Origin of the sequence: Pollutimonas bauzanensis (genome assembly GCF_040393045.1) — a bacterium.
Classification (GTDB): Bacteria; Pseudomonadota; Gammaproteobacteria; order Burkholderiales; family Burkholderiaceae_B; genus Pollutimonas; species Pollutimonas bauzanensis_A.
This window is the reverse complement of the sequence record NZ_JBEBUX010000101.1, coordinates 1-15,642: the sequence shown is the minus strand read 5'-3', so window position 1 is coordinate 15,642 and position 15,642 is coordinate 1. Positions and strand designations below refer to the sequence as shown.

At 54.2% G+C, this 15,642-nt stretch carries 14 protein-coding genes; 4 read left to right on the top strand and 10 right to left on the bottom strand.

Features of this window, described 5'->3' with window-relative positions:
- Positions 1–611 (bottom strand): sugar O-acetyltransferase (locus ABWO67_RS14595; RefSeq protein ID WP_353152760.1); only part of this gene is annotated, 611 nt, incomplete at its 3' end.
- A 121-nt stretch (positions 612–732) separates the two neighbouring features.
- Between ABWO67_RS14595 and ABWO67_RS14590 the strand changes: the two genes are divergently transcribed.
- Both ABWO67_RS14590 and ABWO67_RS14585 read left to right on the top strand, forming a co-directional pair.
- The gene (locus ABWO67_RS14590) at positions 733–3,192 is read left to right on the top strand and encodes a penicillin acylase family protein (protein ID WP_502930023.1); all 2,460 of its coding nucleotides are present in this window, start codon (positions 733–735) and stop codon (positions 3,190–3,192) included.
- A 230-nt stretch (positions 3,193–3,422) separates the two neighbouring features.
- Positions 3,423–3,920, top strand: a complete 498-nt coding sequence (locus ABWO67_RS14585; protein WP_353152756.1) for a hypothetical protein — start codon at positions 3,423–3,425, stop codon at positions 3,918–3,920.
- Positions 3,921–3,973: 53 nt separating this feature from the next.
- Here the strand turns inward: ABWO67_RS14585 and ABWO67_RS14580 are convergent, their stop codons facing one another.
- From ABWO67_RS14580 to ABWO67_RS14550, 7 genes are all read right to left on the bottom strand, one after another.
- Positions 3,974–4,366 carry a YgiW/YdeI family stress tolerance OB fold protein gene (locus ABWO67_RS14580; protein WP_353152754.1) on the bottom strand — a complete coding sequence of 131 codons (393 nt, stop codon included), beginning with the start codon at positions 4,364–4,366 and terminating at the stop codon, positions 3,974–3,976.
- A gap of 44 nt (positions 4,367–4,410) precedes the next feature.
- Positions 4,411–4,632, bottom strand: coding sequence for a hypothetical protein (locus tag ABWO67_RS14575; RefSeq protein ID WP_353152752.1), 222 nt, complete (start codon positions 4,630–4,632; stop codon positions 4,411–4,413).
- 155 nt (positions 4,633–4,787) lie between these two features.
- On the bottom strand, positions 4,788–5,636 hold the full coding sequence (gene kdsA / locus ABWO67_RS14570; protein WP_353152750.1) for a 3-deoxy-8-phosphooctulonate synthase: 849 nt from the start codon (positions 5,634–5,636) through the stop codon (positions 4,788–4,790).
- Between the two features lie 125 nt (positions 5,637–5,761).
- Positions 5,762–5,995 carry a hypothetical protein gene (locus ABWO67_RS14565; RefSeq protein ID WP_353152748.1) on the bottom strand — a complete coding sequence of 78 codons (234 nt, stop codon included), beginning with the start codon at positions 5,993–5,995 and terminating at the stop codon, positions 5,762–5,764.
- A 229-nt stretch (positions 5,996–6,224) separates the two neighbouring features.
- Positions 6,225–8,126: a diguanylate cyclase gene (locus ABWO67_RS14560; RefSeq protein ID WP_353152746.1), complete on the bottom strand. Its 1,902-nt coding sequence runs from the start codon at positions 8,124–8,126 to the stop codon at positions 6,225–6,227.
- Between the two features lie 89 nt (positions 8,127–8,215).
- Positions 8,216–9,100 (bottom strand): TIGR00730 family Rossman fold protein, encoded by an 885-nt coding sequence (locus tag ABWO67_RS14555; RefSeq protein ID WP_353152744.1) that lies wholly within the window; start codon positions 9,098–9,100, stop codon positions 8,216–8,218.
- Positions 9,097–9,690, bottom strand: a complete 594-nt coding sequence (locus tag ABWO67_RS14550; RefSeq protein WP_353152742.1) for a helix-turn-helix domain-containing protein — start codon at positions 9,688–9,690, stop codon at positions 9,097–9,099. Before ABWO67_RS14550 ends, ABWO67_RS14555 begins: the two co-directional genes overlap by 4 nt.
- Before the next feature lie 92 nt (positions 9,691–9,782).
- Between ABWO67_RS14550 and ABWO67_RS14545 the strand changes: the two genes are divergently transcribed.
- Complete coding sequence (locus tag ABWO67_RS14545) at positions 9,783–11,006, top strand: benzoate/H(+) symporter BenE family transporter (RefSeq protein ID WP_353152740.1); 1,224 nt, start codon at positions 9,783–9,785, stop codon at positions 11,004–11,006.
- 17 nt (positions 11,007–11,023) lie between these two features.
- Here the strand turns inward: ABWO67_RS14545 and ABWO67_RS14540 are convergent, their stop codons facing one another.
- Positions 11,024–11,791 carry a LamB/YcsF family protein gene (locus ABWO67_RS14540; RefSeq protein WP_353152738.1) on the bottom strand — a complete coding sequence of 256 codons (768 nt, stop codon included), beginning with the start codon at positions 11,789–11,791 and terminating at the stop codon, positions 11,024–11,026.
- Positions 11,792–11,904: 113 nt separating this feature from the next.
- Positions 11,905–13,431, bottom strand: a complete 1,527-nt coding sequence (exaC, locus tag ABWO67_RS14535; protein ID WP_353152736.1) for an acetaldehyde dehydrogenase ExaC — start codon at positions 13,429–13,431, stop codon at positions 11,905–11,907.
- A gap of 270 nt (positions 13,432–13,701) precedes the next feature.
- Between exaC and ABWO67_RS14530 the strand changes: the two genes are divergently transcribed.
- The coding region (locus ABWO67_RS14530) for a sigma-54-dependent Fis family transcriptional regulator (protein ID WP_353152734.1) at positions 13,702–15,642 on the top strand (1,941 nt) is incomplete at its 3' end.

Here is a 15,642-nt window from a genome sequence, read left to right as displayed (position 1 = left end):
TTGTCGTCGACGGGATTTGCGGTTCGGATTATCCGTGCCGGATTCCCCACGGCAACGGCATTCGGCGGGATATCCCTGGTCACCACAGAACCCGCGCCGATCACACTGTTTTCGCCTATCGTGACACCGGGCAGCACCACGACCCCGCCACCTAGCCACACATTGTCTTCAATAGAAATCGGTTGTGCGGCCTCCAATTTGCACCGCCTGACCTCCGGATCGATTGGATGCGTAGGCGTAAGCAACTGCACATTCGGCCCTATTTGTACGTCTTTTCCTATCCTGATCGGCGCCACATCCAGCGCAACCAGCCCGTAATTGATGAAAGTGCCCGCTCCAATCGAAATATTGAATCCGTAATCCACGTACAGCGGCGGCCTGATCTGCGCATCGGCTGCAATCGCACCTAGCAGCGCATCAAGAATCTGCCGGGCTGCGCAAGGATCGGCGGCAAACGTTGCGCCGTATCGATGGGCGAGTTCAATGGCCCGCCTGGATGCGGCTTTCAATTCCGGGTCATCAGCGATATAAAGATCGCCGGCCAGCATTCGCTGGCGATTACTGCGTCCATCGTCAAGAAAGCGGCGATCCATGGTCTGGCCCTCGGTCATGGCTGTCTAGGTAGCGCATCAGCAATTCGCGTTCCTGTAAAGGTCGTTACACACGGTCAGACATTGTTGTCTGGTTCTATGACACCCTTCTTCTTAAATCAAATAACAATTCATTGTCACCATGAGGGGAGCATCTGTGAGAACGCATCGTTTGCACGCTATAGCGTTGGCCATCGGCCTTGGAATCACCGTGACTGGGGCCAGTACGCTCCACGCAAAAACCGCAAATGACATCGACGAAAACTACACGACGGCCGGAATCGAAAAGCCGGCGCGCGTATTAGTCGATAAATGGGGTGTTTCGCATATTTACGCCAATACCTTTTACGATGCCTTTTACGTACAAGGTTTCATGGCGGCCCGCGACCGCCTCTGGCAGATCGACACATGGCGCAAACGTGGTCTTGGCGAAATGGCCAAGGATTTTGGGCCTGCTTATGTTGAGGGGGACCGCATGGCGCGCGCCGTGCTATTCCGCGGCGATATGTACAGGGAATGGCTGGCCTATGGTTCCGATGCGAAACGGGTAGCGGAAGCGTTCGTCGCAGGCGTCAATGCCTATATCGATCAGACCGAGAAAGACACGTCGCTGTTGTCCGAAGAGTTTCAGATGCTGGGCTATAAGCCATCCAAATGGAAGGCCGAAGACATCGTTCGCATCCGGCATCATGGCCTGACTCTCAATGCAAAGAATGAAATTGACCGTGCCGAGGTGTTTTGCAAAGTCAAAAACGATCCTGTTCGCGTAGATTGGTTACGTCGAGAAACGGTACCCAATACCGATCCGACGCTCGCCGACGGACTGGATCCCTGCGATGTGCCCTTCACCGAACTGAAGAATGCCTATGATCTGGCCACGGCAACACCGAAGTTCTCAAAAAAGACCATCAAAGCGACTACCTCCAAGAAAAGCGATATTGCCTTGCTTTACAACGTCATTGATTTCAACAGCGATACTGCGCGAGGCTTTGGATCCAACAACTGGGTCATAGCCGGAGAACGAACAACAACCGGGCGGCCTATTCTCGCGAATGACCCGCATCGGTCGCACGGCGCCCCCAGCCTGCGATATATCAGTCACCTTAACGCACCCGGCCTGAGCGTCATTGGCGCCGGTGAACCATTCTTGCCCGGCATATCGATCGGCCATAACGGCACCATAGGATTCGGGCTGACCCGTTTTTACATGGATCAGGAAGACGTCTACGGCTACGAATTAAATCCCGATAACAAATCAGAATATAAATACAAAGGCCGCTGGGAGCCGTTCGAGGTAATCACCGAAGAAATCGAAGTCAAAGGCGAAAGCGAACCCCGCAAGGAAGACATCGTCTTCTCCCGGCATGGCCCGCTGCTGTACAAAAAGGATGACAGTAACCAAGCCTGGGCGTTGCGCGCAGCGTGGCTGGACTTCGGCATGGCCCCCTACTTTGGATCGATGGACTACATGCGTGCCCAAAACTGGGATCAGTTCAGCGCGGCAATGAATCGCTGGGGCGCACCGGGCGAGAACCAAGTCTTTGCCGACAAGAGCGGCGACATCGCCTGGATGCCTGGCGGCTTGACGGTAATCCGTCCCAACTGGGACGGATTGACCCCCGTACCGGGAGATGGTCGTTACGAATGGGCCGGCTATCGCAACATGGACGAGCTTCCTTCCGAACATAACCCTGCCAGGGGCTACATTGTCACTGCCAATGAAAACAACATCCCGCCGGATCATCCTGCTTATAGCAAAGGCATCGGCTATGAATGGAGCAACGATTCCCGGGCCAAGCGCTTAAAAGCCTTAATCAGCAAAAACAATAGCTCTTCGCTTGACGACTCGAAGGCCTGGCAGTTGGACACAACTTCTCTGCCTGCAGTACGCCTGGTTGCCCTGCTTGACAATGTGCCTGAACCGACCGACGATGAAACCAGGCAAGCCGTAAACCTGCTCAAGAAATGGAATGGCAACGAAACCGTTGAAAGTCCCGAAGCGGCATTGTTTGAAGTGTGGCTTAGCAAGCACCTGAGAACGGCATTAGTACGGGCAGCGCTAGATCCTGAAGCGGCCAAACTCGTCGGCCAAGGCGACGTAGAACGTGTAATCCAGGTTCTGGAAAAGCCCGAAGGCTGGCTTTCGACACAGGCACGCGACACCGTACTGACTGAATCGTTGAAACAGGCGTTTTCTCAAACCAAAGAAAAGCTCGGCCCAGATCCCAAGAACTGGCAATGGGGCAAGCTGCACAGGGCTGTCTTTACCCACCCTCTAAGCCCTATCCTCGATAAGGCCGGCAAAGAAAGATTCAATGTCGGAGACTGGCCACTGGCTGGATCCGCATTTACGCCGCTGGCTGCAAGCTATAACGATAATTTCCAATTGCAATCAGGCGCTTCCTACAGAATGATCTTGGACGTCGGAAACTGGGATGCATCGCAAGTGACCAACACGCCCGGACAGTCAGGCAATGTCAACAGCAAGCACTATAAGGACTTGGCGCCGCTATGGGCCAGCGGGCAGTACTTCCCGCTGCTCTATTCCGAGAGCGCCGTGCAAGCAAATACGGAGACGACGATTACACTTACCCCTGATTGATATTCTGCGGGTATGCAGTTTGCTGGTACGTTGAGACACTATGCAGCATCACTCACGTAGAAAGGAGCTTTTACGATGTCGGATCACACAAACGAGCCGCCAAAACCAACGCCCAACGTACCAGTACCGGAACCTGAGGATGTTCCTCAGCCCGAGAAGGAAGAAATCGAGCTACCTCCCAGAGAGGATCAACCACCCATGAAAGACGCTACTGCGTAAAACGGAACTGCATGTCAGCAAGGACAAAAAAAGACCTGGACAAAGTCCGAAAGCAATGTGAAAAGCTGGTCAGCCGGCGCGGGTTGTTATCTGCTGGGGCAGCAGTTATTCCCATACCCGGCCTGGATATCGGAACTGACGTTGCAATTCTGATGAAACTCATTCCCGCCATTAACGAGAAATTCCAACTTACCCCTAATCAAATCCAGGAATTAAGCCCGGAGCTACGAAAAATAGTGATTGTTGGAGGGGCCAGCATGGGTGTCGGCCTAATCGGCAAGGCTCTGACGTCTGACCGGATTGTCAGCATGCTGCTGCGCATGGGTGCCAAGCGCATTGCAACGAAATCAGCCGTCAAATATGTGCCTTTCCTGGGCAGCGCCATCTCGGCCGCCATTAGCTACTATCTGCTCAGAAAGGTAGGATACGCCCATATCAACGAGTGCTACGCCCTGGCCCGCGCCGTCGATCAGCAAGAAGCGCGGGCGCGCGCTGAACACCGGATATAAAAAAACGCCCGCCATCGACTTGGCGAGCATTTCGATTTGCCCTGAGTATGTGACTAATTAACGATCTTGATGACGTCGACTTCGATTTCTGGGGGCCGACGCAATCCAGTATCGACCTCACCAATAATCTCGACTTTAGTCTTTTCGTTGACCGGTTGCGAAGGGAAATCGTCATCATCGATTTCTGCAACGATCTCGCCGCTGCCATCCGAAAAGATATACTTTTCATGCCCCTGCTTTCTTAGCAAATGGCCTTGCAAAGTTACGTGTTGATCGTCGACCGGATTGGCCAGAATGGACTTCACATCCTGTTGTGCCGTTTTTTGCACACTTGGCTGGGCAGTATTGCCAGATGGCCCTACATATTGCGCATGGGCAGGCAAGAAAAGAAAACCCGAAACCACGGCTGTGGCCATAAGGTACCGCTTTTTCATATGGACTGACATACATACTCCATGAGGAACGGAGCCTCAACGATAACACGCAGAACCTATACTTTCTCGACGATATCAAGTTCATGTCCATATGAATTACAACGCCCGTCCACCGTCCAGGCATGCCACTCAAGCTCCGTTTTTCCTTTGGATATAGTCAGTAAATAGCCCAAATAAAGCACCCCATCGGGGTGCTGTTCTGTCTTGCTGATAAAAGCGAGCCTGCCGCTTTTAGTCGCATAGATACCGTAGCCGGTGATGACGATTTGAAAGGCCATGCGCGATGCCCATCCTTCATTTAGCTCTGGGCCTGGCGAGCTCAGACCGGGCCTTAATATTGTCATCCTTTCGACAATGTATAAATGGCCCTAATGGCTTAGGGCGCTACGCACCCAGCCATGATGAAGCTATCGCTATATCCGCTTATTTGCCGTCATAAAATAGCCAGAGGCGCAAAAGATTTAACCAAATCGTCCAACGCTTTGATTTGCGTCAAGAATGGTTCCAGTCTATCTAGCGGCAAGGCGCTAGGGCCATCGCATTTGGCATTATCGGGATCCGGATGCGACTCCAGGAACAGACCCCCGAGACCTACGGCCATCCCGGCTCGGGCAAGATCGAGCACCTGGCCTCTACGCCCGCCCGATGCCAGCCCAAGCGGGTCACGCTGCTGCAAAGAATGGGTCACGTCGAAAACAATAGGCCGGTCTGAGCAGGTTTTTTTCATGACATCGAACCCCAGCATATCAACCACCAGGTTGTCGTAGCCAAAGCATGTTCCGCGCTCACACAACAGCAAGCGTTCATTGCCGGCCTGGCCGAATTTTTCGACCACGTTGAGCAATTGGCTTGGGCTTAAAAATTGGGGCTTCTTGATATTGATGATGCGCTGGGTCTGGGCCAGGGCAATCACCAAATCGGTTTGACGCGCCAGGAACGCCGGCAATTGCAAGACATCAGCCACTTGCGCCACGGCAGCCGCCTGCCCCGGTTCGTGAACGTCCGTTAGCACGGGAACATCGAATGTGGACTTTAGTTTCTGCAGGATCTTGAGCCCTTCGTCCAGCCCAGGTCCCCTGTATGAATGTATCGACGAACGATTCGCTTTGTCGAATGAGGCCTTGAACACATAGGGGATGCCCAGCTTTTGAGTTACCCGCTTATATTCGGCGCAAACGCGCATGGCGAAGTCTTCGGACTCCAAAACATTGATGCCACCGAACAAGACAAATGGCAAATCATTGGCGCAGGAAACGTCTTTGTTGATTTCTATCGTTTTCATCAGATAACCGGTAATTATTCGGCGGACTCGCTCAAGAGCACTAATCGTACCTGAATCAACCTTGACCGTCTTCACAAGCAGCGCCACCCGCGCACGGGTTCCGTAGATCCACTGTCATGCCAGCGCTAAACGACTCCGACGACGTCGTACTCGTGCTCGGTAGCCGCACCGGAAAGCCGTCCATCAGTTCGCCACATATGCCACTCATTGATAACTACGCGTCCCTGCAGGGCGTGCATATATCCCCGAAATCTGATTTCGCCTGTTTTTGCATCATGGTCAACGCCGACAATGAAAGCCAGTCGGCCGCCTCGCGTAGCGTAAATACCATCTCCGGTAATAATGGTGCGATAACTCATCGTCGTACCCACCCTTCATTTGATACGAGATCTATATTCATTTTGTCTCGTTCGATCGCACTATTTCTTGAATCAATAGTTTGCCTATAGATACAGACTACACGTAAAGAATTGTCAAAACTACCCAAATACGCTGTATGGCCCATATAGGGTATCTGAACAACCTATGAAATTAGGGGACAACGCCCTATATCCAAGCTAGGGATTACCAGCATTGCCCGCCCATCAGCTAGGCGCTACGCACTTGATCCAGCGCTTCAACAAGCGGTTCTTGCGCAAAGCACACTTTATTGCGACCCGTTTGTTTTGCCTGATACAGCGCCGAGTCCGCAAGATCCAGCATGACGTCCAGGCTAGTCCCTTCTTGTTTGGCGGCCACGCCTATCGACACAGTCAGTCCCAGCGCCACCCCACTCTCGAGCGCTATTTTGTTTGCAGCAACCGCATCTTTCAAGCGCTGCGCTGCGTCGACGGCATCGTACAAGGACGTTTCAGGCAAAAGAACGGCAAACTCCTCGCCACCCATGCGGCCAATAATGTCTATTGTCCGTACCGTTTTCAGCAAAGTTTTGCTAAAAGCCTGCAATACGATATCGCCAACCCTATGGCCATATGCATCATTAATATGCTTGAAATGGTCGATATCCAGCATTAGCAATGCCAGCGGTTGGCCATAGCGCTGGGCGCGCTGCAGCTCGCCTTCGCCTAATGCCATGAAATGGCGCCGATTGGCAAGGCCGGTCAGAAAGTCCCGATGCGCCTGATCTTCCAGCGCACCTATTCTATGCATGTGCTCAGTGACATCGCGGCCAATGGCAATGATTTCCGTAACAGCGCCATCCTGATCGAAAAGCCCCTTGGCGGTCCATTGCAGATAGCGAACGCCAAGCACGGTTTTTTCACGTTGGGTAAAGCTTGTCGTGTAAGGCGGGCGAAACAGGCTTGCGAAATAGTCATCCATCGCCGACCGATCCGCGGCAACCACTTCCTGGCCATAATGCCGGCCCAACTGTTGCTGGGGCGTTGCCCCGAAGAGCTCGCAAAATGCCGGATTCAAATAAGTAAAGCACCCGTTGACGTCCATCTTGACCACGAGATCCACGGTATTTTCGACAATCAGCTGAAAATTCTCTTGTGTGGCCCTGAGGTTGGCCGCCGAGCTTGCCGTTGCGCGATCAAACCGACGCTGCGCCCGGTGATACCCTGCCAATAACAGGCAGGCAAGCGTGGAAATAAGCACGAAAAACACCATGCGAAATACAAGATCGTGCCGCCAAAGGGCAAAAACGTCATCTAGATTCCGGCCTACGACAACCACCAATTGCTTATCCATTTTCAGCCTGGGTGGATTGATCGAGCGCTGAGCCACCATTTGTTTTGCCTTAACGGCAGGTATATGGCCAGTTAATACCGTTGACAACTCCCCGCCGTCTATGTGCTGGATAAATAAAGAGTCCGAATGCGCGAGGTTTTTTTCTGTCAGGGCATGCTGCTTGGGCTCTGTCAGGAACACATCGCCATCGGCGTGCACTAGTGCATCCCACATACCAGGCACATACAAGACCGAAGCCATCAAGGTGCTGAAATACTCAGGATCCAGGGTAATGGACACCATCCCCGCAAATTCCCCGCTCGGCCCAGGTATTACCCGTGTGATGTTCAGAATATACGGATTAAACATGCTTCTGAAAGGCGGCGAAATATACAGGGTATCGACGTTTGGGTTGTGCTTGACTGTACTGACGTAGTCACGAAAAGCAAGATTCTTGCCTATCAGCTCCTTGCGGTTGGCAGCCAACATAGTGCCGTCGACATCGAGTATGCCTATGGTGCGAATGCCTGGTATGGCGTCTATCAATGCGGCAAGGTAAGGGGGCTGGGCAACCTCGTTCGCCACAAGCAGACGGTCGCCGCCGGCGATATCCTCCAGCACACGCTCAAGCGCAAGATTGATGGTCGATAATTGAAATTGAACATTTTCGGCAACCACCCTAGCCTGGGTGGACAGCCGCTCTTGCTCGCGCCGAGCCGTACGGCCATGGTCACGGTAAAGATTGACCGCGATGATCGCCAACAACACAAACAATGCAACGCCTAGCCCAAGCCACTGGGCAACTAAAGGCCTGCTCATGATCTTATGGGGGCCTGCCATACACTATCGATGCCAACCAGAAAAGCTATGACACAGCATATTACACTTAGGCGCAACAAAGAAACGAATTACTTCACAGCTTGTGCATTTTCCGGGGGAAAACCAGCATAAAACTGACGCAACGCCGCCACCGCTTCCTGAGCACTTTCCACCATCACAAACAATTCCACGTCTTCTGCGGCGATCATGCCTTCTTCTATCAAAAACTCAAAATCGATCAGCCGCCGCCAAAATGCTCCATTGACCAGCACGATAGGGATACGCGGCATTTTATGTGTCTGTACCAGCGTCAATACCTCGAACAGTTCATCCAAGGTCCCGAATCCCCCCGGGAAGGCAACCAGGGCCTTCGCTCGGAGCAGAAAATGCATCTTGCGTAGCGCGAAATAATGAAAGCGCAATGCCAATTCAGGGGTTATGAAAGGGTTGGGGTATTGCTCGTGCGGCAAGGTTATGTTCAACCCTATCGACCGTTCACCGGCTTCGAATGCCCCCCGATTGGCCGCTTCCATAATCCCGGGGCCCCCTCCTGTCATCACAACCATATCCCCCAGCCCTTCCGACTGAAAAGCGTGCGAAGCCATTTCCGCGAAGAGACGTGCCTCGTCGTACCAATGCGACTGACTCACCCGGCGCTGCGCCAGTACCAAGGCTCGCTGCAAGCTCTCATCGTCCGGTTGCGCTTGCAACTGCTCCTGAACAAGGGCCAGCGCGGCTTGCGCGTTTTCCAGCGACATAATGCGTGCACTGCCAAATACAACCACGGTCGCGCGTACGCCATGTTCGCGCAACGCATGTTCAGCCTTGAGTAGTTCCAACTGCATGCGCACTGGCCGCAAATCCTCGCTTGCCAGGAATGCGATATCTTCCTGGGCTAGCTTATAGGCCTGCCCTTGCAAAATGGCCTCCTGTAGCGCATGACGCCGATCTTCATCCGGAAAAATATTCTTCATCGTAAGTTTCCAACCTTGGGTTTATCGTAGCCCGGTGGATAGTGAATCAAGTTATAGAACACTGAAGCCTGTTCGGTCAGGTTTCGATATCCGTGAGGCTTATCGGCCGCAAAGCGAACAGCGCTACGTTGGGGCAGCAAGATCCAGCGCCCATCCTCCAGAACTTCCATCGCCCCTTCGATCACCATGACATGCTCGATAACTCCTTGATCATGCGGTTCAGACAAGCGGACGGCACCCGGCATCAACGTTAGCTCAAGCAGCTCGAATCCCAGGGAGGCGTCATAAGGAAATAAGGGCGTGACCTGCAATGAATCCGCGGCAAAAACCTTTTGAACGGGCTTGCCGGCTTGGTTGTCTGCGTCCCGGGCCGGCGCTGTCGGTGGTTCCAGGAAATAGGAAATGGAAGTCTGGAAGCCCTTGGAAATTTTCCAGAGCGTTGCAATTGTCGGGCTGGATTCAGCCCTTTCTATCTGACCCAGCATGGCCTTGCTGACGCCTGTTTGGGCTGCCGCCTGATCCAGGCTCCAGTTGCGTTGCTTACGCAAACCCTTGAGCGCCTGCGACAAATAATTATCGGATTCTTGCATGATAGAGATTGTACTTGTACGCTATAACGCACAATGCTAGCATACCACCTTACCAATGCGTTATAACGCACACCACTGAACTTGGGCAATACATGAGCGGCTACTTCAAGATATCGCATATTTCGGCGGGTTTCATTGCTGTCCTGGTCGGCTACAGCAGTTCGGTGGCCATTATTTTCCAGGCAGCCAACGCGGCAGGCGCCACGCCAGCCGAACTCGTCTCCTGGATGTGGGCGTTGGGTATAGGGATGGGCGCCAGTTGCATAGGCTTGTCGCTACGCTACCGGACTCCTGTACTGACTGCTTGGTCTACTCCGGGGGCGGCCCTGTTGGTCACAGCCCTTTCAGGCTTGAGCATGAACCAGTCAATCGGCGCTTTTCTGTTTGCATCCCTCTTGATAACGATATGCGGCGTTACCGGCTGGTTTCAAAAAATCATGCAGTACATACCCCGCCCCATCGCCGCCGCCATGCTGGCTGGTATCTTGATACGGTTCGGTATGGACTTATTCACGGCCATGCAGTCTCAATGGCTGCTTGTCGGACTGATGTTCGGCACTTTCTTGCTGGCCCGCCTTTGGCTGCCCCGCTACACCGTGCCGCTGGCGCTAGGCGTAGGCGTAATATGCGCAGGCATCCTGGGCCTGTTGCACCTTGAAGTCCTTGACTGGACTCCTGCCACTCCCGTGTTGATGACGCCCGAATTCTCCATTTCAGCCTTGCTCGGTGTTGGCATCCCATTATTTATCGTGACCATGACGTCCCAGAATGTCCCTGGTCTTGCTGTGTTGCGCGCCAATGGCTACGACACGCCCGCCTCGCCACTAATCAGCTGGACGGGCATCACCGGCCTGCTGCTGGGCCCGTTCGGCGGTTACTCCTTCAACCTGGCAGCTATCACAGCTGCCATTTGCATGAGCAAAGATGCTGACCCGGATCCCACAAAACGCTATATGGCGTCCGTTTGGGCTGGCATTTTTTATTTGATCACGGGGGTGTTCGGTGCGACGGTTGTCGGCTTATTTACCGCCTTCCCTCTGGAGCTTGTCGCAGCGATTGCAGGACTCGCCTTATTAGGCACGATTGGCAACAGCCTGGCAGGCGCACTCGCCAACGAAACCGGCCGGGAAGCCGCGTTGGTGACCTTTATCTGCACCGCATCGGGGGTCAGTTTCTTGGGAATAGGCAGCGCGTTCTGGGGCCTGGTATTCGGAATCACCGTGCATATCCTGACGACAAAGAGAAGCATTACCCTGCCGCCAACCCCCGACACCGCCATGACTAAGGGAACAATAGCTGAAACCCCGAATCCATAGATTGCCCCTGAACCGGTTTACTGTGCAGCCACCTGTCGTACCGCAATGCCCTGCTCCTTCAGGGCTTGTCTAATCGACTGCGCGAATAACACTGCACCGGGCTGGTCCCCATGGATACACAACGTATCGGCTTTAACGACCACGTCATCCCCTTGCACCGCAGCAACCTTGCCCTCAGTGATCATCCGCACCACTTGCTGGATCGAAACGGCGGGATCCACAATCATGGCATTGGGCTGTTTGCGCGGCGTCAGCGAACCATCAGCCTGGTAACTGCGATCGGCAAAGACTTCCTCGGCCACATTCAGGCCTATTTCACGTGCTATGGAGGCCTGGACGCTGGACGCGAGCGCATAGAATATAAGGGAACGATCGACATCGTATACGGCCTGGGCAACCGCTTGCGCCAATTCGGGATTTTTTGCAGCCATGTTGTACAACGCCCCATGCGCCTTTACATGATGCAACTTCCCCCCCTGGCTGGCAGCAACACCCGCCAGCGCACCGACTTGCACCACCACCATATCGTAAGCATTGTCTGGGCTGATATCCATATTGCGCCGGCCAAAGCCCGCCAAGTCAGGTAGACCAGGATGCGCACCCAATGCCACGCCATGTTTTATCGCCGCAGCCACGGTAGCCCGCATGACGCCCGGGTCGCCGGCATGGAAGCCGCAAGCGATATTCGCGGAAGTGACATAAGGAAGAATGTCTTGATCCTGCCCCATTTTCCAGGCGCCGAAGCTTTCGCCCATGTCACAATTCAAGTCTATCGATAAAGTCATAATGAGCCCGGTGATATCGCTGAAAGGATAACTATCAGTTTATCCGCTTCCAGGCCCACGTTACCAGTCGAACCTGCACCAAAGGCTGGGCTCGACCGGCCACTAATGCTGAATCAGAAAAAGCCTAGTGCGTCGGGGCTGTAGCTGACCAGCAGACATTTGGTTTGCTGATAAGCGGCAAGCGCCATCTTATGGTTTTCACGGCCTATGCCCGACTTCTTGTAGCCGCCAAATGCTGCATGAGCAGGGTAAAGGTTATAGCAGTTCGTCCATACCCGACCAGCCTGTATTTGCCGTCCAACACGATAAGCACGTGTGCCATTTCGAGTCCATACGCCAGCCCCCAAACCATACTCGGTATCGTTCGCCAGCTCGATTGCATGATCCTCGTCTTTAAAAGTCATGACAGCAGCCACTGGCCCGAAGATCTCTTCCTGGAAAACACGCATGCTGTTGTCACCGAACAGCAGAGTGGGCTTAACGTAGAAACCTTCGCTCAGACCTTCTCCTGGCGCATTGCGGGCGCCTCCGGTCAGGCATTGTGCACCCTCGCCCCGGCCAATGTCGATATAGGACAGAATTTTATCCATTTGTACCTGAGACACCTGTGCACCAACCATGGTCTTGGTATCCAGCGGATTCCCCGTCTTAATGGCTTCGACGCGCTTGATGGCCCGTGCAATAAATTGATCGTAAATGGATTCCTGGATCATCACACGCGACGGGCATGTGCATATTTCACCCTGGTTCAGCGCAAACATGGCCAAGCCTTCCAGCGCTTTATCGAAAAATGCGTCGTCTGCGTCCATGACGTCGGCAAAGAAAATATTCGGGCTTTTACCGCCTAGTTCGACCGTGCTGGGAATAAGGTTTTCTGCTGCCGCATGCAGAATATGCTTGCCTATCGGCGTGGATCCGGTGAATGCCAGTTTGGCGATGCGTTTGCTGGTGGCCAATGCCTGCCCTGCTTCCGTGCCATAGCCATTGACGATATTGATCACGCCCGGAGGGAACATGTCGCCTATCAATTCCATCAATACCAGGATTGAAGCCGGCGTTTGCTCTGCAGGCTTGAGCACTACGCAGTTGCCTGCGGCCAATGCGGGCGCCAGCTTCCACACAGCCATCAGCAAGGGGAAATTCCAGGGAATGATTTGGCCCACCACGCCTAGCGGCTCGGGGAAATGATAAGCCACGGTGTCCTTGTCGACCTCGGATATGCCACCTTCCTGCGCCCGGATGCAACCGGCAAAATACCGCAGATGGTCGATTGCCAGAGGGACATCGGCAGCCATGGTTTCGCGCAATGGCTTGCCATTATCGATGGCATCGGCAACGGCCAACACCTTCAGGTTCTGCTCCATCTTGTCAGCCATACGCCACAAGATATTGGCTCTTTCGGTAGCCGACGTTTCCCCCCACTGCTTGCGGGCGGCGTGTGCCGCATCAAGCGCAAGGTCGACATCAGCCGCATCGGAGCGCGGCACCTCGCAAAATACCTGGCCAGTTATCGGCGAGACATTTTCAAAATAATTGCCCGACACGGGAGCAACCCAACGCCCGCCTATGTAGTTTTCGTAATGTTTCTTGTAGGGAAATTCGACATCAATACCAAAGTTTTTCAGATCGGTCAGATTCATTTTCGTCTCCTTGATATGGGGATACAAACTTCAGGCTATGCTGGGCAGCCCGCCTCCTAGCATCAAGCAATATGCATGCCAAATTACTCATCATGACGAGCAATGCTCTTTCCCTGGACGCTATGCGCGGATAAGAGCAGCCAGTTCCCTTAAGTGCTGGCTAATGGCATAATTTGCTTGTAAAAACAAATACTTGTCGCAAAATGCGACAGCCTTGGAATGATTACGCGACACCTAATGTGATGCATATCGCAACAGGAGACAGCAGAAATGAATCCGCTTACACCGCTGGCGGCGCCGGCGCTGCTGGAGAAGGTCAAGGGCGTCACCGCCACTTCCATTCTGCGCTCCTGGGAACGTTGCGCCGCAAACGACTATGCCCTGCATGCCGACCCCAACCCCATGTTGCATGCCGATTTACAGGCGCGGCGTGAACAGCATGCGCATATTTTGCGGTTGGCTGAGCCCGAAATCGAAACCCTGGCCTCACTGGTGGCTAGCGCCCAAAGCGTGGTGCTGCTGGCCGATGCCACCGGTGTCATTCTTCAAGAGACAGGCAGTATCGATTTCTTGCGCAAGGCGGAACAAGTCGCGCTTCAACCCGGCGTAAGCTGGGCTGAATCCCTGCGCGGCACCAATGCCATTGGCACAGCCCTGTTCGACGCAGCGCCTGTCAGGGTGCATGGCAGCGAGCACTTCCTTGAATGCAACAAGATACTCAGCTGCCACGCTGCACCGATTTTTTCACCTCAAGGCGATGTCATCGGCGTGCTCGATATTTCTAGCGAAGCCACAACCTTGCACGCCTACGCGATGGGCCTCGCCCAAATCTGCGCCAGGCAAATCAGCAACCGTCTTCTGGACCATACCGATACCCGCCTGCACAGACTGGTATTCCAACGTCAAGCATCGCTGCTGGACTCCGTCGAACGCGCCATCTTGCTGGTAGAAGAAGATCGTATCGTTGGCGCCAACGACGCCGCCTTGCATCTACTGGGAACAGATTGGGGTCTACTGGGTACGCCCGCCCACGACTGGATCGACGGATGGAATAACCTGGGCGACACCCCCAAAACCCTACACACACGCAGCGGGGCCTCGCTGCTTGGCACATTGCGGCCCGGTAAAACCGCCGCGCCGATATCCAGATCGGCGGGCGTCGCCACACCTTCTCCTGTCGCGGCGATACGCAACGACAAAGACCGCCATCTGCGAATCGCCAGGCCCGCCTTACCCGCTATCGACTGCGACCTGCAACCCACCATGCGGCATGCGGTCAACGCCATCAATGCTGGCATGGCAATACTATTGCAGGGTGAAACCGGCGCTGGCAAAGAAATCTTCGCGCGCCATTTGCACTTGCAAAGCCAGTGGCGGCAAGGCCCATTCGTTGCCATCAATTGCGGTGCCCTACCCGAAAGCCTGATTGAGTCTGAACTCTTCGGCTACGAGGCGGGCGCATTCACCGGGGCCAGGCGTGAAGGCGCCCGTGGCCGCTTGCGTGAAGCCCACGGTGGCGTCTTATTCCTGGACGAAATCGGCGACATGCCGCTATTGCTACAAACCCGGTTGTTGCGTGCATTGCAGGAACGAGAAGTGCAACCTCTGGGCTCCGACAAGCGCATTCCGGTAGATTTCAGCCTAATCAGCGCCACGAATCACGACCTGTCAGCCATGGTGGAAAATGGGGCCTTTCGAGCCGACCTGTACTACCGGCTGCAGGATTTTGATGTGCACTTGCCCCCGCTGCGAGACCGGGCTCGCCTGCGTGAATTCCTGTGTCATGAGTTTAAGCGTCTGGGCGGTGCGGATCGGGCCATTACGCTTGCAGATTCAGCCCTCGCGGCGATGACCACTTATGCGTGGCCGGGAAATTATCGTCAACTACATAGCGTGCTGCGCCGCCTAGCACTGCTGCAACCGGCGGGTAGTCTGATTCAAGCGAAGGATTTGCCAGGAGAGATTATTGGGGCGCCTGGAAAAATGGCTGCAATACCGATGGTGGGGGCGGGATCAGACCAGGCTGAAAATTTGAATCCGACCCATGATGGTGTGGGAAGCGATTCTGTTAGGACTAACGGAGCTGCGACGTTACGGGATATCAATGATCAAATGATCGAGCGCGTGATTACGGAGTGCAGTCATAACATTAGTCTGGCGGCGCGTAAACTGGGGGTGCATAGAAGCACGCTATATCGGTATTTGGGGCGT